This is a genomic window from Streptomyces sp. NPDC020742 (genome assembly GCF_040641675.1).
GTDB lineage: Bacteria > Actinomycetota > Actinomycetes > Streptomycetales > Streptomycetaceae > Streptomyces.
Genome location: NZ_JBFAEA010000009.1, coordinates 127,483 through 150,716, shown reverse-complemented (window position 1 = coordinate 150,716; position 23,234 = coordinate 127,483). Strand labels below are relative to the sequence as shown.

The window sequence follows — 23,234 nt, the reverse complement described above, 5'->3', positions numbered from 1 at the left end:
ACACGGCTCGGCGTCCGCGCGGGTACCGGTTCCGGCCGGCCATCGCGTCGGCCACCGCGGCAGCCCGTCTCAGGCGACCTCGATGCCGTGCTCCTGCACCAGCGCCTCCAGGCCGCCGCGGTACCCCTTGCCGCCGATCACGAAGTCCCAGTCACCGCCCGCCCGTTGCCGGAAGGAACCGAGCACCAGCGCGGTCTCGCCGGGCCGCCCGTCGGAGACCTCCAGCTGCCCCAGCTCCTCGCCGGCCGCGTCCAGCAGCCGGATCCGGGCATCGGTGAAACCGGCCAGATCGGCGTGCGGATCGACCTGCGGGTCGATGGCGGCGACCAGCACCAGCCGGTCGGCATCCGCCGGCAGCGCCTCGAACCGCACCTGCATCGCGGCGCGGTCGGGGACGAAGCCGGGCAGCATCCGCACTGAACCATCCGGGGTGCGCGGGTTGTTGTAGAAGACGAAGTGGTCGTCGCTGAGCACGGCGGTGCCCTTGCAGACCAGGGCGCAGACGTCGAGGGCGACCTCGCCGGACCAGTTCATGCCGAGGATGTTGTGGTCCGGCGCCTCCTCGGCGGCGGGGGCTCCGGCCACCGGGTCGGCCGGGCCGAGCCGTCCGCGCAGCCCGTACCGGCCCAGCAGGTCGACGAGTTCGGGGCCGGCAATGAGGCTGAGCGGCTTGCCGTTGGCGAAGGTGTGCGCGCCGGGGCCGAAGCGGGAGGTGGTCACCAGTACGCCCTTGTTGGCGCCCTCGGACTGGACGGTGCCGTAGAGGTCGCGGACGGCGGTCGGCGGGACGGTGTTGCGGTAGCGCTTGACCTGCACGACGATCTTGCCGCCGCGGATCGGGTCGGGGTCCAGGGCGTCCACGTCGACGCCGCCGTCGCCGGAGCGCTGGGTGGTCACGGCCTGCATGCCCATGGCGCGGAACAGCTCGGCGATCAGGTTCTCGAAGGCGATCGGGTCCATCTGGTACAGGTCCGGCTCGCTGTCGCCGCCGTGCGTCACCACCGCGGCCCGGCCCCCAACGTCGCCCGGCAGCCGCCCGGGGCGCACCGCGGTCCGCTGGTCGGGGCGGGCCGAGAGCTGGCCGCGCAGCCCGTCGGTCAGGCACTCCACCGCGCTGACCTGCGCAAGGTGCAGCGCGGCGAAGGCGTCCCGGGGCACCAGGGCGGTGGCCAGGAAGATCTGGGCGGGGCGGCCGGTGGCCGGGTCCACATCGTCGACGAAGCCGTTGAGCGCCACCGAATCCAGCGTGCCGTAGGCATCGGCGGCGAAGAGGTCCCGCAGCACCAGCAGCATGCTCTGGGCGAGCACCTCGCGGTAGAGCACGCGGCGCTGGGCGGCCGGGCGGGCGGTCTCCTTGTCCTGGTCCGTGGTGGACAGGTACCGGACGGACTTGCTCTCCGGGACGATGTCGTAGCCGGGCAGCTCCCAGTCCAGTACGAGCTGTCGCAACGTCGGGTCGTAGGCGGCGGCGACCCGGCGCGGGAAGCCCTCCGGCCAAGCGGTGGAGGAGTACAGCGCCGCCGAGAAGTACTCGACGGCGGCCTCCGCATCACCGCCGCGCAGGGCGCTGAGCAGCTCCTCAACGCCGGCGTTGTGTTGCCGGATCCCGGCCAGCGTGCCGGCCGCCCACTGGTCGTACTGCTGCCGGTAGGCGGCGAGTTGGGCCTGCCGCTGGCTCTCGGCGGCCTGCGCGGCGTACCGGTCCTGTTCGTAGCGGGCGCGAGCCTCCTCCTGGGCGCGGTCACGGCGGGCGCCCCCTATCTGCCAGCCGCCGGTCGGCGTCTGATAACGGGCGGGGTCGGGCATCGGTACGGGGGTGACCAGCGCGCCCGGGGCGAACGCCTCGATGCTCTCGGGGCGCAGCAGGGCAGCGGGGGTGAAGGCGGGGGCACGGCAGCCGTCGGCGAGCAGCCCGGTCAGCGCGGCGACCCGGGCGTCCAACCCCTCGGTACGGCGCCGGGCGTCGGCCTCGCGCTGCCGCCGATAGGCCGCCTGCCGCTCACGGTGCATCCGCGCCATGGCCCGCTCGGCGTCCCGTGCCTGCCGTTCCGCATCGCGCTGCTGCTGCGCCGAGGCCCGGCGCTGGGCCTCCTCCCGGCGCTGCTGCTGACGCTGCGCCTCGGCCCAGACGGCCAGTAATCCCTGGGAACGGCGGCTCATATCGGTCTTCGTCCTCCCCCCGGGGCGACGGCCCCCGGAACCCTGTGGAAGCGGTTTCACCTGCGCTGTTCCCGTCGACTCTAGCGGGGAACGCCGTGCCGGGACGGTGCGGGACGGGAAGTTCGGCCGCCGGCAATGCCGCACCGGACGATCCCGACCGACGGCCGTCCTCGGCGCTATCTTCTCCTCCGTCCGGCAGCGGACCGGCGCCGGAGACCAAGGGGCCCTACGCCGCCGAGACGCACCGTCGCAGGCCACCCCCAGGAGCTCAGATGACGCACCACGGTCCACAGCCAGCGGATCAGACAGGGCAACAGGCAGGGCAACCGACAGGGCAACCGGCAGGGATCTCGCCGGAACGAGCGGCCGAGATGACCGAGATCATCGATCGCCTCACACACTGGGCCGAACACCGCGACGACGTCGTGGGCCTGCTCCTCGTCGGCTCCTGCGCACGCAACGCCGCACGCCCCGACTCCGACATCGACCTCACCCTGCTCACCACGGACCGGACGCGGTACGCGGAGCACGCCTGGGCCCACGAGCTGGACCTGGGCGAACCGATCCGGATCCGGTCGTGGGGCCCCCTCACCGAGCGGCGCTTCGCCACGGCCTCGGGCCTGGAGGTCGAGATCAACGTCGGGCCTACCGACTGGGCACGGACCGACCCTGTCGACCCCGGCACCCGCCGCGTCGTCAGCGACGGCGCGCGTCCCCTGCACGACCCGGCCGGCATCCTCGCCCACCTGATCCGGGCCTGCCGACCATGACCGCCCCGGAAGCGGGCGCCGTGGCTCCACCGGCCTGCGTACGGTTCCCCTGCCCGCCCCTTTTCCGCCCCTTGCCCGAATGCGCCACGCCTGTAGCTCAGTTGGAGGTCGTGCGGATCCGCCCACGCCGGTGATCGTTCCGCGCGGCGTCTTGAGCGGTATCTCGTCTGTCGGCCGGGGTGGCCGTGGCGTCGTAGTCGGGGGCGACCCCGGGCACCAGGACGAGATCGCCCTGGATGTGCCGGGTGCGCAGCGGGAGGATCTCCTGGTAGGCGGGAGAGGCGTACCAGGCCCGCGCCTCGTCGAGGCCGGGGAATTCGATGACGACGACGAAACCGGGCCAGTCCCCCTCCACGACCTCGACCTGGGCGTTGTGCACCCGGAACCGTCCGCCGAAGGGGGCCATGGTGGCCTGGATGCGCTCGACGTACTCGGCGATGTCCGGGTGCGCGGCGGCGGGGCGGAGGTGGGCGATGGCGAAGGCGCTCATGGGACGGCCTTTCCGGTCGGAGTACGGCGGTGGTGCCGTGCTCCACGCTTCCAGCCGTCCGGGGTGGGGTCGATTACCTCCGGGGTAAGACGTGCCCATGCGCGCTACGGCGGGGCGGGACAACGCACCGGCGTACGGAGCCCTCTGCCGCCTGCGAGCTTTCCCGGCACGGGCGTGGGTGCACGCCGGTCGCTGGGTCCTGCCAGATCGCGTGCCCAGCCGGGCGCGGGTCGGTCGGGCGCGGGTCGGCCGGGCGCGGGCCAGCCGGGCGCGGGTCGGCTGATGCACCGGCCTGAGGGTCCGGCCCGGCGTCAGACGGGTCGCGGCACGATGCACTCAGCGCGGTAGTCGTACCCGTCCTGCGGGAAGCCGGGGGCCTCCCATGTGAGGTCCACCCGCTGGCCGGGGACCAGCCCCCGGAACCCCGTCATCCGGATGACGGAGAAGTGAGCCCAGCAGCCACCGGGGGTCTCGGGGCAGTCGATCACGCCCCACCCTTCGTCGTCGTGCCACTCGCGGACAGTCGCGGTCACCATGAGAAGAGCCTACTGTCCTGCCGTGTTTCCCCGTGGGGAGTGGCTCCCGCTGCGAGGAGCACCGCGACGGTTTCGGGGTGAGGGCCGTCGATCGCCCAGTCCATGGGAGAGCGGCCGGTGCCGTGCTCCTCACGGAGGTCCGGATCGGCGCCGTGCGCCAACAGTTCGCGCGCCGTTGCGGTGTGCCCCCAGCATGCCGCCCCGCACAACGGCGTGCCTTCCGAGCCGTCCCCGCTCTCGGTGTCCGGGCGGGCTCCGGCCGCCAGGAACAGGCGGGCGATACCGACCGCTCCGTTCACGGACGCCTGGTACAGCGGGGTGGTGCCGTCACGGTCCGCCCGCTCCGGGTCGGCCCCGGCCCGCAGAAGCGTCGTCACACGGGTGGTGTCGCCCAACAGGACTGCTGTGGAGAGGTGTTGGGAGAGCTTCTTGCGCCGTCGATGGTTCATGGGTGCCGAGGTTAGCCAGCAGGTCGCCGGCCCCACCACGCATTTCTGCTCGCTGACGGGCGACGACGGGACCCGTCTCCACATTCACTGACATTCCGTCAGTCACCGACTGAGGCAGAGCAGATCGGATCCTGCGAGCCCTTTCGTATTGCCTTGAGAAGCCTTGTCGCTCTATGTTGGTGTGGTGACTACCGGGTCGGCCATGGGCCATGAGCGAGTGAGGTTCCCGGTCACCACGTGACCGCCCGGCGGGCCTGCAGGGCCCCGCCTCTCCTCCCCTCCAGTATCTGCGCTGTCTGCGCACCTTTCGCATGCACGGGACGCCCCGTTCGCCTGCGCCTCTTCTCCGTTGCCGAATTCCTGGTTGCCCGATTTCCGAGTTCCTCGGTAACGCGGCTTCTCAGCTTCTCGGCTACCCACACCCCCGTTCCACCTCTTCTGCCACGCCCTGTCCAGAAACGGTGCGCGGGCGCTTCCCCCTTTCCCTTTCCCGACTTCCCACCTCCCCTTCCTCCTTTCCCCTCCCACTTCCCACACCTGGAGAACGATCACCCCATGCCAACCGACTTCAACCAGCAGGTCATCGAGGAATTCCGCGCCAATGGCGGGCGCGTGGGCGGCCCCTTCGAGGGCGGCCGGCTGCTCCTGCTGACCACCACCGGCGCCCGGTCCGGAGCCCGGCACACCACCCCGCTGGGCTATCTGCCCGACAGTGGCGGACGCGTCCTGGTCATCGCCTCGGCGGCGGGCGCACCCCGACACCCCGCCTGGTACCACAACCTGGTCGCCGACCCCCGCGTCACCGTGGAGGCCGGGGTCTTCACCTACGAGGCGCGCGCCGTCGTCCTGGAGGGCGAGGAGCGTGACCGGGCGTTCGCCCGCGCGGCCGGGGCGGATCCCGGCTGGTCGGAGTACCAAGCGAAGACGGACCGGATCCTGCCGGTCGTCGCCCTGGAGGAGATTCCGGCCGGTCCGCCGCGCATCGCCGCGGCCTCGCCGGGCGCGGCCCTGATCGCGGTGCACGACGGCTTCCGCCGCGAACTCGCCCTGATCCGCGAGGAGATCGCCACTTCCGGCGCCGGCCTCGGCGCCCAGCTCCGAGTGAACTGCCTGGCCCTGTGCCAGGGCCTGCACAACCACCACACCGGCGAGGACGCCGGGATGTTCCCGATGCTCGACCGCCACCACCCCGAGCTGGCCGCGGCCCTGGCACGGATGCGAGCGGAGCACGAGAAGCTGGCCGAGCTCCTCGCCGACCTGCAGGAGGTCATCTCCGCCGAGGGTACCGATCCTCAGGTGCTGCTCGCCGAGGTCGAGCGCCTCACGGCCGCGGTGGAGGACCATCTGACGTATGAGGAGGAGCAGTTGGTCCCGGTCCTGGACGCCGCCTGCTGAGCCCGGACGGGCGGCCGGCGACGGGCAACAGGCAACAGGCAACGGGCGGGGGCGGCAGGCCGGGTAGGCGGCGGGCCGCGGGCCGCAGGCCGGGTAGGCGGCAGGCCGGGTAGGCGGCGGGCCGCGGACGCTCAGCCGGTCAGCAGCCGGCTCAGCCGGTCCCTTCCTGCTCCGCCCAGTACGGGTCCCGCAGCTGCCGTTTGAAGAGCTTGCCCGAGTCGTCGCGCGGGAGCCGCTCCTCGAAGACCACGGCCCGCGGGACCTTGTACCCGGCGAGCCGCTCGGCGACATGGGCGCGTACCGCGGCGGCGCCGAGCCGCACGCCGGGCTCGGTCTGCAGGTGCGCGGCGAGCACCTCGCCGAACTCCTCGTCGGGGATGCCGAACACCGCGGCGTCCCGCACCCCGTCCAGGGCGAGCAGACAGCCCTCGACCTCCGCGGGGTAGATGTTGACGCCACCGGAGATGACCAGGTCATGGCGGCGGTCGCTGAGGTAGAGGAAGCCGTCCTCGTCCAAGTGGCCGATGTCGCCGATGGTGACGTACCCGGGCAGGCCCGGTGCCTCCATGGCGGCGCGCTTGTCCGGGTCGCCGAGGTAGGTGAACTGCGGCCAGGTGTCGGCGGGCTTGAGGTAGACGTCGCCGGTGGCGCCGGGCGGCAGCGGGCGTCCGTCGGGCCCGAGGACCGCGATCCCGCCGGTGCCGGCCGCCCGGCCCACGGTGCCCGGATGCGCCAGCCACTCCTCGCTGTCGCACCAGGTCACGGCGCCGGTCTCACTCCCGCCGTAGTACTCCCGCAGCACCGGGCCCAGCCAGTCGATCATGGCGTACTTGATGTGCGGCGGGCAGGGCGCCGCGGCGTGCACCACGGAGGTGAGCGACGACAGGTCGTAGCGCTCCCGTACGTCCTTGGGCAGCCGCAGCAGCCGTACGAACATCGTGGGCACAACCTGCACCTGCTCGATGCGGTGACGTTCGATCAGCCGCAGGAACTCCTCGGCGTCGAAGTGCGGCATCAGGGTGACGTCCAGGCCGGCGGCGAGCGCCAGGACCGCGTGCTGGCTGGGGGACGCGTGGTAGAGCGGCGCGGGGATCAGTGTCCGGCCTCCGGGGGCCACCGCGAAGTACTCCAGGAACAGCTCCACCGCAGTCTCCAGCCGGTCAGCGGAGACCGGTTCGCGCAGAACTCCCTTGGGGCGTCCGGTGGTTCCCGAGCTGTAGATGACGGTGGGCGGGCGGTCGGCGGCCGGCCGGGCCAGCGGCGCATGGCCCCCCAGCCAGTCGTCGAGCAACGGATACCTGCCGGTGGGCGGCGGCGCGGCGAGACCGCACGCGGCCGCGACACCGACGGGCACGGCCACCTCGACGACCCGTACGCCGTCGGGGAGCACCGCCCGCACCCGCTCCAGCAGATCGGTGTGTACGAAGACCACCTTGCTGCCGCTGTCGGTGAGCACATGCCCGAGGTCGTCATGCTTGAAGTGCCAGTTGACGGGCACCGCGCAGGCGCCGAGCAGTGCGGATCCGGCGGTGATCTCCAGATGTGCGGGCTCGTTGCGCAGGACGACGGCGACCCGGTCGCCGGGGTCGACTCCCAGGGCCCGCAGGCCGTTTGCGATACGAGCCGCGCGGTCGAGGAACTCCGGATAGCCGCGTTCGTGCCCCGCACAACGGATGGCCGGAGCACCGGCGGCGGTCGGGGCGACGGCGTCCATGGGTGCCTCCCGTGATCTGCGGCCGAGGCGGCTCATTGAACCGGCAACCCGGGTACTCCGCCAGGGCGCCCGGGGGCATCGCCCAGCGCCCGGGGCGCTGACCGTAGGCATTCGGCCACCCCCTGCACCCCACCATGAGGTCCGAGGTCTGCTTCGCTACGTCTCGTCAACTCGCCTGCTTTGCCCACCCCTTCGGCAAGGTGCTCCGATGTTTGTCGCGTTCGAGGGCTTCCGGCGGCGGGGACCGGGCCTGCACCATGCCGGAGGCACTGAGGCACGCACCCGATCGACCGACGGGCACCCCGACCCGAGGAGCGAGCGATGCACAGCCGCACAAGACCCTTCCGTACGCCGGTGGTTCTGGCCGCGCTGGCCGCCCTGTTGCTGGCCGCCACCGGCCCCGCGGCCGGTGCGAAGCCCCCGGCCCGGACCGACGCCGGCCCCGGCACCAACCACGCGACCGACGACCCGTTCACCTCGGCGCGCACTGCCTGGTGGCGGCAGGATCGGTTCGGGATGTTCATCCACTTCGGCGCGTACTCGAACCTGGAGGGCGAGTACACCCGGCCGGACGGTACGGTCTGCCGCAACGCGGAGTGGATCGAGCGCGAGTGCGGCATCCCCAGGGAGGAGTACGAGCGGCAGGCCGCCACCTTCGATCCGGCCGGTTTCGACGCCACCGCGATCGTCCGGGCCGCCAAGGACGCCGGCCAGCGCTACCTCGTCATCACCGCCAAGCACCACGACGGCTATGCGATGTGGCCGACCCGGCAGAACACCTGGAACCTGCGCGACCATTCGGCCTTCGACCGGCACCGCGACCTGCTCGCCGAGCTCAAGCGGGCCGCCGACGCCGCCGGGGTCAAGCTCGGCTTCTACTACTCGATCTGGGACTGGCACGATCCGGACTTCGCCTCTCCGGAGACCTTCCCGCGCTACAAGAAGCGGATGTACGGCCAGCTGAAGGAGCTGATCGACGCCTATGACCCGGCGCTGCTCTGGTTCGACGGGGAGTGGGACGCCGACCGCCCCACCAACCGCTGGTCCCGCCGGGACGGCGCCGAACTCCAGGCCTATCTGCATGAGTTGAACCCCCACCTGATCGTCAACAACCGGGTCGGCAAACGCGAGGTGGTCGACGGCGACTTCGGCACCCCGGAGCAGGAGATCCCCGCGGAGCCGGTCGACGGCCAGCTGTGGGAGAGCTGTATGACGCTCAACGACCACTGGGGCTTCGCCCGGTACGACACCCACTGGAAGCCGGCCGCCACGGTCGTGCGCAACCTGCTGGACGTGGTGAGCCGCGGCGGCAATTACCTGCTCAATGTGGGCCCCGACCGGCACGGCCGCATTCCGCGGGCGTCGGTCGACCGGCTGCGGGAGACCGGCCGCTGGCTGGCCGCCGACGGTCAGGGGGACGCGGTGTACGGAGCCGGGCACACCGGGCTGGTCGCCGCCCCCTCCTGGGGCGCGGTCTCCCGGAGCGGCGACGCGCTGTACGCCGCCGTCACCGCCTGGCCGACCGCCGGCAGTCCCCTCCACCTGACCGCCCACAGCCCCTTCACGGTCACCTCGGCCCGGGTGCTGGGCAGCGACCAACGGGTGGCGGTGACCCCGTCCGGTGACGGGTTCGACCTCACCCCGTCCGGTGCGGCCACCGGCCCGCTCGCCACCGTCATCCGGCTCGCGATCAGACCCCCTGCCGCCGCCCTCGCCAGCCGGGGCACCGGCCTGACCGCCCAGAGCTGGGCGAACGACTCCTTCACCGGCCCGCCCGCGGTGACCGGAGTGGATCCGACCCTCAACAAGTCCTACCGTTTCGACGGCTCGCCGGATCCGACGATCCCCGCCGAGCACTTCAGCACCCGCTGGACCGGCTCCGTCCAGCCGCGCTTCGACGAGACCTACACCTTCACCACGGTCTCCGACGACACCGTACGACTGTGGATCGACGGCAGGCTGGTGATCGACAGCTCCTCCCCGCACGGCCCCCGGGTCGACAAGGCCGCGGTCACCCTCCGGGCCGGCCACCGCCACCGCATCCGGATCGAGCACACCGAGCAGACCGGCGAGGCGTACCTCAAGCTGCTGTGGTCCAGCCCCAGTCAGCCCCAGCAGGTCGTTCCACAGCGTCAGCTGTACCCCGGCTGAACCACCCGAAGGGGCGCGGGCCGAGCAGGGCGGGACCCCGCTCCCGGCCGGGCCGACCGGGCCGGCGCGGGGGCGGCCGGCCGCGCCCGCTCCTATGCTCGGAGAACATGAGCTTCGACGAGATCCTGCGGTTTCACGGCGAGGCCCTCGCGCTCTTCGGGAGCCGGGTGCACGCGGTCCGCGACGACCAGTGGGCGGGGCCGACGCCGTGCACGGAGTGGACGGTACGCGACCTGGTCAACCACCTCACCGCCGAACAGCTGTGGGTACCCCGCCTGGTGCGGGACGGCGCCACGATCGGCGAGGTGGGCGGAGACTTCGACGGCGATGTGCTCGGGGACGATCCGGTCGCGGCGTGGGACCGGGCGGCGGTCGCGGCCGTCGCGGCGTTCTCGGAGCGCGGGGCGCTCGGCCGCTCCGTGCAGCTGTCGTACGGATCGCGCCCGGCGGACGCCTACTGCACGCAGATGACGGCCGATGCGGTGGTGCACACCTGGGATCTGTCCCGGGCGATCGGCGCCGATGAGCGGCTGCCCGGCCATCTGGCGCGGGCGGCGCTACAGGAGGTGGAGCCGTACGCGCCCGGGCTCTCGGCGTCCGGGCTGTTCGCCCCGGCGGTGGAGCCCCCGGCGGACGCCGACGCGCCGACCCGGCTGCTGTGTCTGCTCGGACGTCGGCCCTGACCCCGGAGGGTCGCCCCTTGAGTCAGGGCCGGCGCCCGAGGTTCAGTCGATGCCGCGGATGATGTACGGCTCGGCCGGGTCGTCGTCACAGCCGGCGAGGCGCACCGGTGCGCACCGGTCCCAGACTTCGAGGTTGCGGACTTCCTTGATACGTCCGGGTCGCTCGCCCCGCTTCAAACGGGGCTGCTTGTGTTGAGCCTTGTGCAATGCCACCACGCACTCCTTCATCGAGGTATTGGATCCGACGCGGTGGCGCCTTCTTTCACAAACCGGGAGGTCGGCCAAGGTTTGTGGCGTTCCCGCGACGGGCCAATGGTGTTGGCGTCTCCCAGAAAGGTCGTCCGTCGTCCTTCAGATTAACGATGCCGCTCGCGGCGCGCTCGACGTTTTCCGGCGATATAGCGGGGGCATCAAGGGGCGGTCATTCCCCCACCTGGAAGTGACGGGGAAAACGGGCCCCATGTGTGAGGCAGATCACTCACTCCAATGGCTCTCCGGTTGCTGCATCTGCCCCGATCCGTACGCTGGAGGGTGACGGCACGGAGTGAGTGCGCCCGCCGGTGCGGGGCCGGTGCTACGCATGGGCGCGTGGCTTGGTTCTCGGATTCCGGATACTGGCTCGGGCGGCTGCTCTTCCAGCGGACGCTGGCCGTGCTCTATGCGGTCGCGTTCCTCGCGGCGGTGCGGCAGTTCCGGGCGCTCATCGGGGCGCGCGGCATGCTGCCGGTGCCCGACTTCGTGGCGCGGGTGCCGTTCGGCGCGGCGCCCTCGGTCTTCCACTGGCGGTACTCGGACCGCTTCTTCGCGCTCTGGTCCTGGTCCGGTGTGCTGCTGGCGGCGGCCGTCGCGGCGGGAGCCGCGGACGCCGTGCCGCTGTGGGCCTCGATGGTGCTGTGGGCGGTCCTGTGGGCGCTGTATCTGTCCATCGTGAACGTGGGGCAGACCTGGTACAGCTTCGGCTGGGAGTCGCTGTTGCTGGAGGCCGGTTCGCTCGCGGTGTTCCTGGGCAACGCCGACACCGCTCCCCCGGTGACGGTGATGTGGCTGCTGCGCTGGGTGCTGTTCCGGGTGGAGTTCGGGGCCGGGCTGATCAAGATGCGCGGCGACCGCTGCTGGCGGGATCTGACCTGCCTCTACTACCACCATGAGACCCAGCCGATGCCGGGGCCGCTGAGCTGGTTCTTCCACCGACTGCCGCGGCCGCTGCACCGGGTCGAGGTGGCCGCCAACCATGTGGCTCAACTCGGGCTTCCGGTACTGCTGTTCACGCCGCAGCCGATCGCCGGCTGGGCGGCGGTCGCGATGGTCGTCACCCAGCTGTGGCTGGTGCTCTCCGGCAACTTCGCCTGGCTGAACTGGCTGACCATCGCGCTCGCCCTGTCGGCCGCCGCCCCGCTGTGGGCACAGCCGTCCGTGGGGCTCCCGTCGCCCCCGGTGTGGTTCGAGGTGCTGGCGCTGGCGGCCACCGCCGGTGTGCTGCTGCTCAGCTACCGGCCGGCGCGCAATCTGCTGGCCCGGCAGCAGATGATGAACACGTCGTACGAGTCGCTGCACCTGGTCAACTCGTACGGAGCCTTCGGCACGATCACCCGGGTGCGCCGGGAGATCGTGGTGGAGGGCACCGCGGACGCGGTGACCGGGCCGGACACGACCTGGACCGCGTACGAGTTCCACGGCAAGCCCGGCGATGTGCGGCGGCTCCCCCGTCAGTTCGCGCCGTACCACCTGCGGCTGGACTGGCTGATGTGGTTCGCGGCGCTGTCCCCGGCCTATGCGCGGGCGTGGTTCTTGCCATTCGTGACCCGGCTGCTGGAGAACGACCGGGACACCCTACGACTGCTGCGCGGCAATCCGTTCCCCGAGGTGCCGCCGGCCCGGATCAGGGCCCGGGTGTTCCGCTACCGCTTCACGACCTGGCGGGAACTGCGGGAGACGGGAGCGTGGTGGCACCGGACCGAGGAGCGGGAGTTCCTGGCGCCGGTCGCGCGGTCAGCTCTGCGCGGAAGGCGATGACCGCTTCCTTGGCCTGGCGCAGCCCGATGCGGGTGAAATCCGCTTCCAGGACGGCGAGTTCGGCGAGGGTCTCGTCGTGGTCGCGGCCGAGGTGGGCCTGGGACTTCGCCAGGCCGAGCCGGGAGAGTGCCTCCCCGCGCGGCTCCTGCATCTCGCTGAACTCCCGCAGCGCGAGGGCGTAGGTGTCGCGTGCTGCGGCGTAACGCCCGGCGCGGTAGAGGACGTTGGCGCGCATCTTGTGGTTGTAGGCGAGTGCCGATGCCAGGTCCATCCGCCGGCAGATGGCCTCCGCCTCGGACAGCAGCTCCAGTGCGCGGTCGCTCTCCCCCTGGAGCGACAGCACATCGGCGACCCCGCGCAGCGACCAGGCCCGCCCGCGGGCGTCGTCGCCGGCCTCGGCTATCCGGGCGGACTCCTCGAAGAGCTCCAGGGCCTTGTCGTGGTCACCGGTGTTGCGGTGCATCTGGGCGATGCCGGACATCGCCCAGACCATGTGCCGGGCCTCGCCGTGCGCCCGTCCCTGTTCGAGCAGTTGCTCGTGGAGTTCCGCGACGGCGGCGTAGTCGCCCTGTATGCGGCCGGTCTCGGCGAGGCCGGCGAGGGAGTAGCCGTGGGCGAGGCGGTCACCGCCGTCGGCGGCAAGGGTGACGGCGTGGGTGAGCAGCCGGCGGGCCAGCGGGAGGGTGCCGCACTGGCGGGCCAGGGTGCCGCCGCTCCACAGGGCCCAGGCCATGGCGCCGGCGTCACCGGCGGTGCGGGCGCTGCGGTAGCTCTCGCGCCATGCGGCGCCGGCGTCCTCGACCCGGCCGAGCCGCCGGTTGGCCTCGGCCACCGCGAGCCCGGCCCGGGCCCGTTCCAGCGCCGTGCCCGCCTCGGCCCGCGCCCGGCTGGCGGTAGTCAGCACCTCCTCGTAGGAGGAGTTCACGCTCAGCGCCGAGCCCAACTCGCCCTGGTACTCCGGGGCGAATGCCTTGCCGTACATAGATGAGTGACCTCTCGATCATTTCCGTGCTTGATCACGAATCTATGTGCGGCCAGGGGTGCATCGAATCCGTCCGTGTATGGGTTGTGCCGTACGACTCCAGTGCTACGCAAGGGGTCATGATCAGCTTGAAGATGTAGGGGCTTCTCAGGGTCACGCGGCCGAACCGGCGCCGGACCGGCCGCGCTCCGCGCCGTTCGGGCGGCTCCTTGCCCGTGCCTGCCGCGGCGAGTCACCCTGCTGCCATGACAGCACCCCCTAAGGGAACCCCTCATGGCGCGGTGGCCGACCGCCGGCGCTTCCTGCGCACCCTGGCTGCGGGCCTGGCAACGGCCGCCGGGGCCGGGCTGCTGACCGCGGCGGACGCCGCTCCCGCCCCGGCCGGGCGGCCGGCCCCTCGCCCGACCGGCCGCCGCCCCGCCCGGAACCCGCGCGGTCCCCGGCCGCTCCTCCTCGGCACGTACACCTCGAAGGAGGGCGGCGGCACCGGCATCGGGCTGGCGGAGTACGACACCAGAACGGGGCGGATCACCGGCACCGGGGTGGTGCCCGGAGTCGCCGACCCCTCCTATCTGGCGACGGGGCCCGCCGGCCGCACCCTCTATGCGGTCGACGAGCGGCAGGAGGGCACCGTGACCGCCCTCGCGCTGACGCCCGGCGGGCCGCCCACCGTGCTGGGCAGCCGCTCCACCGGCGGCGCCGGGCCCTGTCACCTGTCGGTGCACCCGGGCGGGCGCTGGCTGTTCAGTGCCAACTACCTCTCCGGCAGTGTGGCGGTGCACCCCGTCGACCCGGCCACCGGCGCCCTGGGCGAGCGTACCGACCTGGTCACCCACACCACTCCGCCGCCCGGCCCCGGCCAGGACGGGCCGCACGCCCACCAGGTCCTCACCGGGCCCGACCGCCGCCATGTACTCGCCGTCGACCTCGGCACCGACACCGTCTACACCTACCGGCTGGACCCCACGGCCGGCCGGCTGCTCCCGGTGTCCCGTGCGGCGCTGCGGCCCGGGGCCGGCCCCCGCCATCTGACCTTCCACCCCTCGGGCGCGTTCGCCTACCTGGCGAACGAGGTCGACAACACCGTCGTGGTCTGCGGCTACGACCGCGGCAGCGGACGGCTGACGCCGGGCGATCCGCAGCCGACGGGCACCGGTCCGGGCACCAGCTTTCCCGCACAGATCCTGGTCACCCGGAACGGCCGCTTCGCCTTCCTCGCCAACCGGGGGCACAACAGCCTCACCCGCTACGCCGTGGAGGGCGGCGGGTCCAGGCTGCGGCTGCTGGACACCGTGCCGGTGGGCGGGGACTTCCCCCGGCAGATCGCGTTCTCGCCGGACCAGCGGTGGCTGTTCGCGGCGAACCAGAAGTCGGGCTCGGTGACGGTGTTCGCGGTGGACGCCGCTACCGGGACGCTGACCCCCGCGGGCGCACCGTTCCCGGCCCCGATGCCGGTCTGTGCCCTGCCGCTGTGAGGCGGTGAGCGGGTGGGGCGGTGGGCCGGTGAGGCGGACGGGCCGGTGAGCACCAGCGGCGCGGGCGTCCCGGGCGGGCTTCACCGTCGGCTGGCTGTACTGGTACTTCTTCGTGATCGTGGTCGCCGTGGAGGCGGTGGCCGGCGGCCGGATCGTCCGGCTCTGGCTGCCCCAGGTGCCCCTACGGCGCCATCGCCCTGTTCGTGTACCTGGCCATCGCGGTCGCCCAGGTGCGGCTGCGCCACAAGCTGGAACGCGAGGAGCCGGACCGCCTGACGCTGCGGATGTGGCTCTTCCCCTGGCTGAGCTGGGTGACCATCGCCCTGATGGCCGTGGTGATCGGCGCGATGGCCTTCCTCCCGGACAGCCGCGCGCAGTTCTGGCTGAGCCTGCTGACGGTGGCGGTGGTGCTGACCGGCTACGAGCTGCGCCGCCGCTCGGAACGCCGTTCGGCCTGAGTGGGCCGCCGCTGGAGACCCCGTCGCCCGACCTGAGCGCCCGCACAGTGGGTCAGCGGGCCAGGTACTGCCGCAGCAGGTCGCCCAGCTCGGCCTCGAACTCCGCGTAACGGGTCCGGAGTTGGCTGCCGGGCCAGTGCCGGGGCAGGAGCGGGTCCGGCAGCAGCGGATCGACGAGGAGGTGGCGCAGGGCGGCGGCCGCGATGGTGAAGCGGTCGGCGGGGCTCGTGGCGTCCTCCAGGGCGGACGTCAGGGCGCGGGCCCGGGTCGCCCAGCCGTCGAGGTCCCAGAGGCGGGCAGCGAGCGCGGCCGGGTCGCCGTCCGGGGTGCCGGTGAGCCAGGTGCACTGCTCGGTGGCGACCGGCGGGCGGGGCCGGTCGAGGTTGGCCGGGCGCAGCCAGCTGCCCTCGCGGAGTTCGGCGAGCCGCAGGGCGGCCATGGCCTGACGGAGCGCGGTGCGGTCGGCGGCCGGGCGACCCTCGGGGGTGGTGACGACGGCGATCTCCCAGTCGCCGTGCCAGGCCCGGGTCCGCGGTGCGCGGCTCTCGTCCTGGCGGTCCTGGCGGGCCAGCAGGCGGGCGGTGAGTCCGTACGAGCCGTCGGTCTGCCGGAGGTCACCGGCGGCCACCATGCGCGAGAGCGCGACCCGGACCGTTCCCTCGGCGATGCCGAACAGCTCGCCGACCCGTACCAGGGCGCGTGCCGGCAGCCTCGGCGGGTGGTGGCCCAGCAGGGTGCTCAGCACGATGGAGCGCGCGGTGAGCGGCCGCAGCGCGAGGGCGGCGGTGCCGCGGGGGTCGGGGGTGTCGGAGTCGTTCATATGCCGGGGAAATTCTAGCGGCGCCGGACGCCCCCGCCATTACACTCTTTCCGCGACTGTTCAGCTTCTGTAATGTCACGGGTATGACCGTCACCCATGAAGTCGTGAATCAGGCCCCGCCGCTGACCGGGTTCAGTGCGGCGGACGAGCCGGCCCTGCTGGAGGCGCTGCGCCGGGACGGCGCCGAGTGGGGCGTACGGGAGGTCACCGAGCTCGGCGCGCTGGCTGGCTCGGCGGCGGTGCAGGACCAGGCCCGCTGGGCGGAGCAGCAGCCGCCGCGGCTGCACACCCACGACCGCTTCGGGCACCGCATCGACGAGGTGGAGTTCCATCCGGCCTGGCACCAGCTGATGACCGTCGCGGTGGAGCACGGTCTGCACGCCGCGCCCTGGACCGACGGCCGGGCCGGGGCGCACCTGGTGCGGGCCGCCAAGTTCTATGTGTGGTCGCAGGCCGAGGCCGGGCACGGCTGTCCGATCTCCATGACCTACGCCGCCGTGCCCGCGCTGCGCGGCGCACCGGACCTCGCCGCGCAGTACGAGCCGCTGCTCGCCTCCCGCACCTACGACTTCGGGCTGCGGGCGCCGCTGACCAAGTCGGGCCTGATCGCCGGCATGTCGATGACGGAGAAGCAGGGCGGCTCCGACGTCCGGGCCAACACCACCCGGGCGGTTCCGGCCGGCGACGGCACGTACCGCATCACCGGCCACAAGTGGTTCACCTCGGCGCCGATGAGCGATGTGTTCCTGGCGCTGGCGCAGACCGAGGAGGGGCTGACCTGCTTCCTGCTGCCGCGGGTGCTGCCGGACGGCACGCTCAACGGGATGCGGCTGATGCGGCTGAAGGACAAGCTGGGCAACCGCTCCAACGCCTCGTCCGAGATCGAGTACGAGCAGGCGGTCGCCTGGCCGGTCGGGGAGCCGGGCCGTGGGGTGCGGACCATCGTCGAGATGGTCAACATGACCCGGCTGGACTGTGTGCTGGGGTCGGCGGCCGGGATGCGCGCCGGGCTGCGGCAGGCGCTGCACCACACCGCCCACCGCCGGGCTTTCGGGCGGGAGTTGGACCGGCAGCCGCTGATGCGGGCGGTCCTGGCGGACCTGGCGATCGAGTCCGAGGCGGCGACGCTGCTGGGCATGCGGCTGGCGGCGGCGGTGGACCGCTCGCAGGCCGGCGACGCCCAGGAGGCGGCGCTGCGCCGGCTGGCCCTGGCGGCCGGCAAGTACTGGGTGTGCAAGCGGGGCAGCAGCCACGCCGCGGAGGCGCTGGAGTGCCTGGGCGGCAACGGCTACGTCGAGGACTCGGGCATGCCGCGGCTGTACCGGGAGGCGCCGCTGCTGTCCATCTGGGAGGGCTCAGGCAACGTCGCCGCGCTCGATGTGCTGCGGGCACTGGGCAAGGAGCCGGCCGCGCTGGAGGCGTTCTTCGCCGAGGTGGAGTCCGCGGCGGGCGCCGACCGGCGGCTGGACGCGGCGGTGGCCGGGCTCCGCAAGATGCTGGGCTCGCTGGCCCCTCCGGAGCGGGCGCAGCTGATGGCACGGTCGCTGGCGGAGCGGATGACGCTGGTGCTCCAGGCGTCGCTGCTGGTGCGCCACAGCCATCCGGCGGTCGCCGACGCCTTCTGCGCCTCGCGGCTCGACGGGGAGTGGGGCCATGCGTTCGGCACCCTGCCGACCGGTGTCGACCTGACGGCGGTCCTGGAGCGTGCCCGGCCGACGGCTCCGGCCGACGGTCCGGCCGGAAGCGCGGGCTGATGTCCGTACGGATCGAGCGCGCCGGCCCGGTGACCACGGTGGTGCTGTCCCGGCCGGCCGTGCGCAATGCCGTCGACGGCGCCACCGCACGGCAACTGGCCGACGCCTTCCGGGAGTTCGAGGCGGATGACGGGGCCCGGGTCGCGGTGCTGTGGGGCGAGGGCGGGACGTTCTGTTCCGGCGCCGACCTCAAGGCGTTGGCCGAGGGGCGCGGCAACCGTGTCGCGCCGGACGGTGACGGGCCGATGGGGCCGACCCGGATGCGGCTGACCAAGCCGGTGATCGCGGCGGTCGCCGGTCATGCGGTGGCCGGCGGGCTGGAGCTGGCGCTCTGGTGCGACCTGCGGGTGGTGGAGCAGGACGCGGTCCTCGGGGTGTTCTGCCGGCGGTGGGGGGTGCCGCTGATCGACGGCGGTACGGTGCGGCTGCCCCGGCTGATCGGCACGAGCCGGGCGATGGACCTGGTGCTGACGGGGCGTCCGGTGGCGGCGACGGAGGCGCTAGCCATCGGGCTGGCCAACCGGGTGGTGCCGACCGGCACGGCGCGGGCGGAGGCGGAGCAGCTGGCGGCCGAGATCGCCCGCTTCCCGCAGGCCTGTCTGCGCAGCGACCGGGCCTCGCTGCTGGACCAGGAGGGCAAGGACGAGGCGGCGGCGCTGGCCGCCGAACTCCGCCACGGGCAGGCGGTGCTGGCCGAGGCGCAGCAGGGGGCGGCCCGGTTCGCCGAGGGAGCCGGGCGGCACGGGGAGCCGGACCGGGCACCGTGACCGCGCGCCGCTGGCCCGGGGGACGGGACCGGGGCGGGCATCATGGAGCACGGCCGGGCCACCGCGTACCCTCGCGGCCCCCGCCCCGTCCCGCCCCGCGACCGACCCCTTGGAGCCCACCGTGCACGAGGTGAACTACCCCGAGGTAGGCGGCACCCTGCGCACCCCGCTGCCGGCCGGCTACCACCATCTGCGCGAGGAGCTGCCGCTCGGCCACGGCCGCGCGGTGCTGTCCGCCGCGGGTGAGGCGATCACCACCTTCCGGATGCACCGCGCGGCCGGTACCGGCATCCAGGCCGACGCCCCGCGGGCCGCGTCCGGGGTCGCCGTGGAGGTCTCGCTGGGCGTCGGCCCGCTGCAACTGCGGGCGCCGTGCCGGGTGGTGTGGACGGTGTCCGAGGCGGACCGGATCGGCTTCGGCTACGGGACCCGCGACGGGCACCCCGAGTGCGGCGAGGAGGCGTTCGTGGCCGAGCTGCGCGCGGACGGCTCGGTGTGGTTCACGGTGACCGCCTTCAGTCGGCCGGCCGTCCCGCTCACCCGGCTCGCGGGTCCGCTGGTGCCGGTCCTTCAGCGCCAGTACGTCCGCCGGCTCGGCCGCACCCTGCGCCGGCTGGTGGCGGGGTAGCTACCCACCAGCCACCCACCCCGGCGGAGCGGAAACGGTGCCCGACCCCCCGCTTTTCTCACGCCCCGATGCCGCCCGGAGACACGTAGTTACCGGTGCGTAACTCCGTTGCCGCCAGTCGCCATACGTCCACGTGCGCTTCATCTCTTCTTCACCATCACCCCTGTCGGCCATGAGAGAAAACCAGGCATGTGTGATGACGAACTGATCCCGCCGCAGGCGGACATGACCGAGCGGGAGTGGCTGCGGGCCGGCTCGGAGGCGACGGCGGGGGCAGCTCCGATGCGGACCACCGGACGGGCGGCGCCGTGGGTCGGCCGGCGCGCCCTGCTGGGCGGCGCGATGGCCGGTGCGGCGCTGGCGGTACTCCCCTCCCCGGGGCAGTCGACCGCCTCGGCCGCGCCCCGGGGAGGAGCCCCGGGGGCCTTCCCGTTCCCCGAACACCCCAACGGCAGCGGTGAGTTCGCGATCCTGGTCACCGGCGATGCGGGGACCGGGGACGAAGCGCAGTACGCGGTGGCCGCCGCGGCACGCGATGTCTGCCGGGCCGAGCAGGTGGGTCTCGCGGTGGGCCTGGGGGACAACATCTACGAGAACGGGCCGGAGTCCGACCACGACTCCGAGTTCCAGGACAAGTTCGAGAAGCCGAACAGCGGCATCGACGTGCCCTGGCTGATGGTGCTGGGCAACCACGACTGCTCGGGGCTGATACCGGGCAGCGGCGGCGACCCCTCGCGCGGTGACCGCGAGGTCTCCTACGCCAAGACCTCCAAGCGCTGGTACATGCCCGGCCGCTACTACAGCGTGCCGCTGCCGGCCGCCGACCCGCTGGTGGAGTTCTTCGCCATCGACACCATCCCGTGGTCGTCGTACGTCGCCCAGCTCGACCCGTACTACCGCTGGGACGGGCCGTACATGCGCGAGCAGCGCCGCTGGCTGGATGCCGCGCTGAGCGCCTCGCGGGCCCGCTGGAAGGTGGTCATCGGCCACCACCCGTACCTCAACAACGGCAAGCACGGCAGCGCCGGCTCCTACGACGGGTTCGAGATCGGGAACTACACCAGCGGCGTCCACCTCAAGGACATGTACGAGAAGGTGGTGTGCGGCCGGGCCGACCTGATCCTGTCCGGGCACGACCACACCCTCCAGATCCTGGAGCCGACGGCGCGCACCGGCGGCACCCGCCAGGTGGTGTGCGGGGCGTCCGCCAAGACCGAGGACGGCAAGGCGCACTTCGCCAACCCGGCGGCCTGGCAGAACTTCTCCGAGCACGGCTTCATGCTGCTGAAGGTGTCCGGCGCACGGCTGACCATCGACGCCTACACCGTCGATGTGGCGACCCGGAAGGCCACCCTGGCGCACCGGACCCGGCAGACCCGCCCGGTGGCGGCTCCGGCGCGGGCGCACGCCTGACGGCCGGCGGGCCGTCCCGGGCGCACGCCCGCACCGGGACGGCCCACCCGCCGGTTCCTCCCGTAGGCGGTGGCCGGGCCCTCCCGTAGGCGGTGGAGGCGCCCGGACCGGCCCGTCCGACCGGCGGACCGGCCTGTCCGGGCGCTTCCGGGGAGCGCCCGTCACCCGTCCGCCGTAGCCGGGAACCGCCCGGCGCACCGGACGTGCGGGGCCGGTGGCCCCCGCCTAAGGTGAGCGCATGGTGAGCCGACACGTCTGGCGCTCCACAGCCACGAGGTGGGCCCGCCCATGACCACCCCTCCGCCCGGCCCGTCCGGGGCGGCGGACGCCTCCCTGACCGACGGGAACCGGCACCAGGCCGCGCAGGGAACGCCCGGGGCGTCGCGCCATGAGCCCGTCGGACTGCGCGAACGGCTCTCGCTCAACCGGATGGGCACCTTCGACCGGGATCTGGAGCGCGGGGTCGCCCATCTCGACCCCGGCGCCCTGGAGGTCTTCGACCTGCGGCCGGACGAGTACGACGGCACACCGGCGTCGCTGGCCGCCCGGGTGCCTCCGGACGAGGGCCGGCGGCTGGACGAGGCGCTCTCCCAGGCGCTGGAGGAGGGCCAGCCGTCCTACGGCGCCTACTTCCGGATCCGCTGCCGCGACGGCACCTGGCGCTGGACGCATGCCCAGGGGCGGATCCTGCTCGACGACCGAGGGGCCCCGTACCGGATCATCGGCATCGTCCGGGAGGCGACCAGCGAACTGGCGGACTCCGCGCTGCTGCGCTCGCTCCAGCAGGAGCGCCAGCGGCAGACCGTGATGGTGCAGCAGACCACCGCCGCGCTGGCCCGTGCGCTGTCGGTGCGGGACGTCACCCGGGTGCTCACCGGCGCCGGCGGCGCCCGGCGGTTCGGTGCGGACGGGCTGGTCCTCGGCCTCGTCGAGAACGACCGGTTCGAGGTGATCGCCACCGCGGGGCTGGACGGCGAGGTCCCCGAGGACATGAAGAACTCGCGGCTGGACGACACCCTTCCGCTGGCCGACGCGACGCGCTCGCGGCGTCCCGTCTTCCTGAGCACCCGCGGTGAACTGGTCGCCCGCTATCCGCGGCTGCGCCCGTACGCCGGGCTGCTGCCGAGGGGCAGCGCGGCGTTCCTCCCGCTGATCGCCCAGGACGCGGCGGTGGGGGCGTTGGGGCTGTTCAACGCCGAGCCGGCCGTGCAATCGCCGGAGGCCAGGAACCTGGCGCTGGCGCTGGCCGGTGTCGTGGCGCAGTCGGTGCAGCGGGCGACCCTCTTCGACCAGGAGCGGGAGATCGCGACCGGGCTGCAGGAGACCATGCTGCCGCGCCGGCTGCCGCCGCTCGCCGGCGGTGCGGTCACCGCCCGGTACCACCCGGCGAGCATCGGGCGCGACGTCGGCGGTGACTGGTACGACGTGATCCCACTGCCGCAGGGCCGGACCGGTCTGGTCGTCGGCGATGTGCAGGGCCACGACACCCATGCGGCCGCCGTGATGGGGCAGCTGAGGATCGCGCTGCGGGCCTACGCCGGGGAGGGCCACTCGCCGGAGACCGTGCTGGTGCGGGCCTCCCGCTTCCTGGCAGAGCTGGACACCGAACGGTTCGCCACCTGCACCTACGTCCAGGCGGACCTGGAGTCGGGGGCGCTGCACGTGGCCCGGGCCGGCCACCTCGGGCCGCTGATCCGCAACGGGTCCCGGCACGTCGACTGGCCCGAGGTCCGCGGCGGGCTGCCGCTCGGCCTGGCCACCGCCTTCGGGCAGGACCACTTCCCGGAGACCCAGCTGTTCCTGGAGCCCGGCTCGACCCTGCTGCTGTGTACCGACGGCCTGGTCGAGCAACCGGGCCTGGACATCTCGGCCGGGCTCGACGCGTTGGCCTCGGCGGTCCGCACCGGGCCCACGGACCTGGAGGCGCTCGCCGACGCCCTCTCGGACCGGCTGTGGGACGAGCCCGGCTCCGAGGACGACATGGCCCTCCTGCTGCTGCACCGGCTGCCCAGCGCCGGCGGCACCGCCCCGCCCCGGCTGCGGCTGCACGTCCACCAGGCCGATCCGTCGGGCACCGCGGAGGTCCGCTCGGCGCTGCGCCGCACGCTCGACCAGTGGCGGGCAGGCGGCGTGCTGCACAACGTCGAGGTCGTCGCCTCCGAGCTGATCGCCAATGCGCTCACCCACACCGAGAGCGGCGCCCTGGTCTCCGTCGAGCTGCTGCCCGGCAGGCCGCGGCGGATCCGACTGGAGGTCGAGGACCGCTCCAGCCGGTGGCCGCGCCGGCGCAGCCCCGGCGAGACCGCGACCTCGGGGCGGGGCCTGCTGCTGGTGGAGGCGCTGGCGGACCGGTGGGGCGCGGAGCCACGGGGCGCCGGCAAGGCACTGTGGTGCGAGTTCGTGGTGCCGGACGAGCCGGGCGGAGCGGACAGGTCGGACGGGCCGGTCGGGACGGACACAGCGGGCGGGACGGGCAGGCCGGACGGCCCTGACGCCGGCGACAGGCCGGGTGGGTCGGACGGGGCAGACGGAGCGGACGGCGACCGCAGGGGGTGAGCGGCAGGCCGGCACGGTCC

Annotated in this window: 20 protein-coding genes and 1 pseudogene; 13 read left to right on the top strand and 8 right to left on the bottom strand. The window is 73.2% G+C overall.

What is annotated here, in order from left to right:
- Window positions 1-69: 69 nt before the first annotated feature.
- Entirely contained in the window at window positions 70-2,160 is a 2,091-nt protein-coding gene (locus AB0G84_RS18265) for a restriction endonuclease (protein WP_361321295.1), read from the bottom strand.
- Window positions 2,161-2,531: 371 nt separating this feature from the next.
- Here AB0G84_RS18265 and AB0G84_RS18260 point away from each other — a divergent pair, with 371 nt between their 5' ends.
- Window positions 2,532-2,930 carry a nucleotidyltransferase domain-containing protein gene (locus tag AB0G84_RS18260; RefSeq protein ID WP_361321293.1) on the top strand — a complete coding sequence of 133 codons (399 nt, stop codon included), beginning with the start codon at window positions 2,532-2,534 and terminating at the stop codon, window positions 2,928-2,930.
- Between the two features lie 97 nt (window positions 2,931-3,027).
- Here the strand turns inward: AB0G84_RS18260 and AB0G84_RS18255 are convergent, their stop codons facing one another.
- The 3 genes from AB0G84_RS18255 to AB0G84_RS18245 form a co-directional block, all read right to left on the bottom strand.
- The gene (locus AB0G84_RS18255; RefSeq protein WP_361321291.1) at window positions 3,028-3,420 is read right to left on the bottom strand and encodes a DUF1330 domain-containing protein; all 393 of its coding nucleotides are present in this window, start codon (window positions 3,418-3,420) and stop codon (window positions 3,028-3,030) included.
- Between the two features lie 311 nt (window positions 3,421-3,731).
- Complete coding sequence (locus tag AB0G84_RS18250) at window positions 3,732-3,956, bottom strand: cold shock domain-containing protein (protein WP_361321289.1); 225 nt, start codon at window positions 3,954-3,956, stop codon at window positions 3,732-3,734.
- Window positions 3,950-4,405: an ankyrin repeat domain-containing protein gene (locus tag AB0G84_RS18245; RefSeq protein ID WP_361321287.1), complete on the bottom strand. Its 456-nt coding sequence runs from the start codon at window positions 4,403-4,405 to the stop codon at window positions 3,950-3,952. The genes AB0G84_RS18250 and AB0G84_RS18245 overlap by 7 nt, the downstream gene beginning before the upstream one ends.
- Before the next feature lie 555 nt (window positions 4,406-4,960).
- Between AB0G84_RS18245 and AB0G84_RS18240 the strand changes: the two genes are divergently transcribed.
- Window positions 4,961-5,800 carry a nitroreductase/quinone reductase family protein gene (locus tag AB0G84_RS18240; protein WP_361321285.1) on the top strand — a complete coding sequence of 280 codons (840 nt, stop codon included), beginning with the start codon at window positions 4,961-4,963 and terminating at the stop codon, window positions 5,798-5,800.
- A 151-nt stretch (window positions 5,801-5,951) separates the two neighbouring features.
- Here AB0G84_RS18240 and AB0G84_RS18235 read toward each other — a convergent pair whose 3' ends face one another.
- A complete protein-coding gene (locus AB0G84_RS18235; protein ID WP_361321283.1) occupies window positions 5,952-7,514 on the bottom strand; it encodes an AMP-binding protein in 1,563 nt (520 codons plus the stop codon).
- Window positions 7,515-7,835: 321 nt separating this feature from the next.
- Between AB0G84_RS18235 and AB0G84_RS18230 the strand changes: the two genes are divergently transcribed.
- Together AB0G84_RS18230 and AB0G84_RS18225 are read left to right on the top strand one after the other, a co-directional pair.
- Window positions 7,836-9,665, top strand: coding sequence for an alpha-L-fucosidase (locus AB0G84_RS18230; RefSeq protein WP_361321281.1), 1,830 nt, complete (start codon window positions 7,836-7,838; stop codon window positions 9,663-9,665).
- A gap of 107 nt (window positions 9,666-9,772) precedes the next feature.
- Window positions 9,773-10,348 carry a TIGR03086 family metal-binding protein gene (locus tag AB0G84_RS18225; RefSeq protein WP_361321279.1) on the top strand — a complete coding sequence of 192 codons (576 nt, stop codon included), beginning with the start codon at window positions 9,773-9,775 and terminating at the stop codon, window positions 10,346-10,348.
- A 42-nt stretch (window positions 10,349-10,390) separates the two neighbouring features.
- On the opposite strand, the gene AB0G84_RS18220 is transcribed toward AB0G84_RS18225, so the two are convergent.
- Complete coding sequence (locus tag AB0G84_RS18220) at window positions 10,391-10,561, bottom strand: hypothetical protein (RefSeq protein WP_361321507.1); 171 nt, start codon at window positions 10,559-10,561, stop codon at window positions 10,391-10,393.
- Window positions 10,562-10,936: 375 nt separating this feature from the next.
- On the opposite strand from AB0G84_RS18220, the gene AB0G84_RS18215 reads away from it, so the two are divergent.
- Complete coding sequence (locus AB0G84_RS18215) at window positions 10,937-12,361, top strand: lipase maturation factor family protein (RefSeq protein WP_361321277.1); 1,425 nt, start codon at window positions 10,937-10,939, stop codon at window positions 12,359-12,361.
- Here the strand turns inward: AB0G84_RS18215 and AB0G84_RS18210 are convergent.
- Window positions 12,255-13,343, bottom strand: a complete 1,089-nt coding sequence (locus tag AB0G84_RS18210) for a tetratricopeptide repeat protein (protein ID WP_361321275.1) — start codon at window positions 13,341-13,343, stop codon at window positions 12,255-12,257. The two genes, AB0G84_RS18215 and AB0G84_RS18210, sit on opposite strands and share 107 nt — an antisense overlap.
- A gap of 245 nt (window positions 13,344-13,588) precedes the next feature.
- On the opposite strand from AB0G84_RS18210, the gene AB0G84_RS18205 reads away from it, so the two are divergent.
- The 3 genes and pseudogenes from AB0G84_RS18205 (at window position 13,589) to AB0G84_RS18195 (ending at window position 15,276) form a co-directional block, all read left to right on the top strand.
- On the top strand, window positions 13,589-14,818 hold the full coding sequence (locus AB0G84_RS18205) for a lactonase family protein (RefSeq protein ID WP_361321273.1): 1,230 nt from the start codon (window positions 13,589-13,591) through the stop codon (window positions 14,816-14,818).
- Between the two features lie 82 nt (window positions 14,819-14,900).
- Window positions 14,901-14,987: pseudogene (locus AB0G84_RS18200) on the top strand (hypothetical protein); the annotation flags it as partial.
- 22 nt (window positions 14,988-15,009) lie between these two features.
- Window positions 15,010-15,276 (top strand): hypothetical protein, encoded by a 267-nt coding sequence (locus AB0G84_RS18195; RefSeq protein WP_361321499.1) that lies wholly within the window; start codon window positions 15,010-15,012, stop codon window positions 15,274-15,276.
- A 52-nt stretch (window positions 15,277-15,328) separates the two neighbouring features.
- On the opposite strand, the gene AB0G84_RS18190 is transcribed toward AB0G84_RS18195, so the two are convergent.
- Window positions 15,329-16,096 (bottom strand): PaaX family transcriptional regulator C-terminal domain-containing protein, encoded by a 768-nt coding sequence (locus AB0G84_RS18190; protein ID WP_361321271.1) that lies wholly within the window; start codon window positions 16,094-16,096, stop codon window positions 15,329-15,331.
- Between the two features lie 83 nt (window positions 16,097-16,179).
- On the opposite strand from AB0G84_RS18190, the gene AB0G84_RS18185 reads away from it, so the two are divergent.
- The 5 genes from AB0G84_RS18185 (at window position 16,180) to AB0G84_RS18165 (ending at window position 23,214) form a co-directional block, all read left to right on the top strand.
- Entirely contained in the window at window positions 16,180-17,850 is a 1,671-nt protein-coding gene (locus AB0G84_RS18185; RefSeq protein WP_361321269.1) for an acyl-CoA dehydrogenase family protein, read from the top strand.
- Window positions 17,850-18,617, top strand: coding sequence for a crotonase/enoyl-CoA hydratase family protein (locus tag AB0G84_RS18180; protein ID WP_361321267.1), 768 nt, complete (start codon window positions 17,850-17,852; stop codon window positions 18,615-18,617). Before AB0G84_RS18185 ends, AB0G84_RS18180 begins: the two co-directional genes overlap by 1 nt.
- Before the next feature lie 121 nt (window positions 18,618-18,738).
- Complete coding sequence (locus AB0G84_RS18175; RefSeq protein WP_361321265.1) at window positions 18,739-19,245, top strand: DUF1990 domain-containing protein; 507 nt, start codon at window positions 18,739-18,741, stop codon at window positions 19,243-19,245.
- A 189-nt stretch (window positions 19,246-19,434) separates the two neighbouring features.
- Window positions 19,435-20,658 (top strand): metallophosphoesterase, encoded by a 1,224-nt coding sequence (locus AB0G84_RS18170; protein WP_361321263.1) that lies wholly within the window; start codon window positions 19,435-19,437, stop codon window positions 20,656-20,658.
- A 288-nt stretch (window positions 20,659-20,946) separates the two neighbouring features.
- On the top strand, window positions 20,947-23,214 hold the full coding sequence (locus tag AB0G84_RS18165; RefSeq protein ID WP_361321261.1) for a SpoIIE family protein phosphatase: 2,268 nt from the start codon (window positions 20,947-20,949) through the stop codon (window positions 23,212-23,214).
- The last annotated feature ends 20 nt before the right edge of the window (window positions 23,215-23,234 follow it).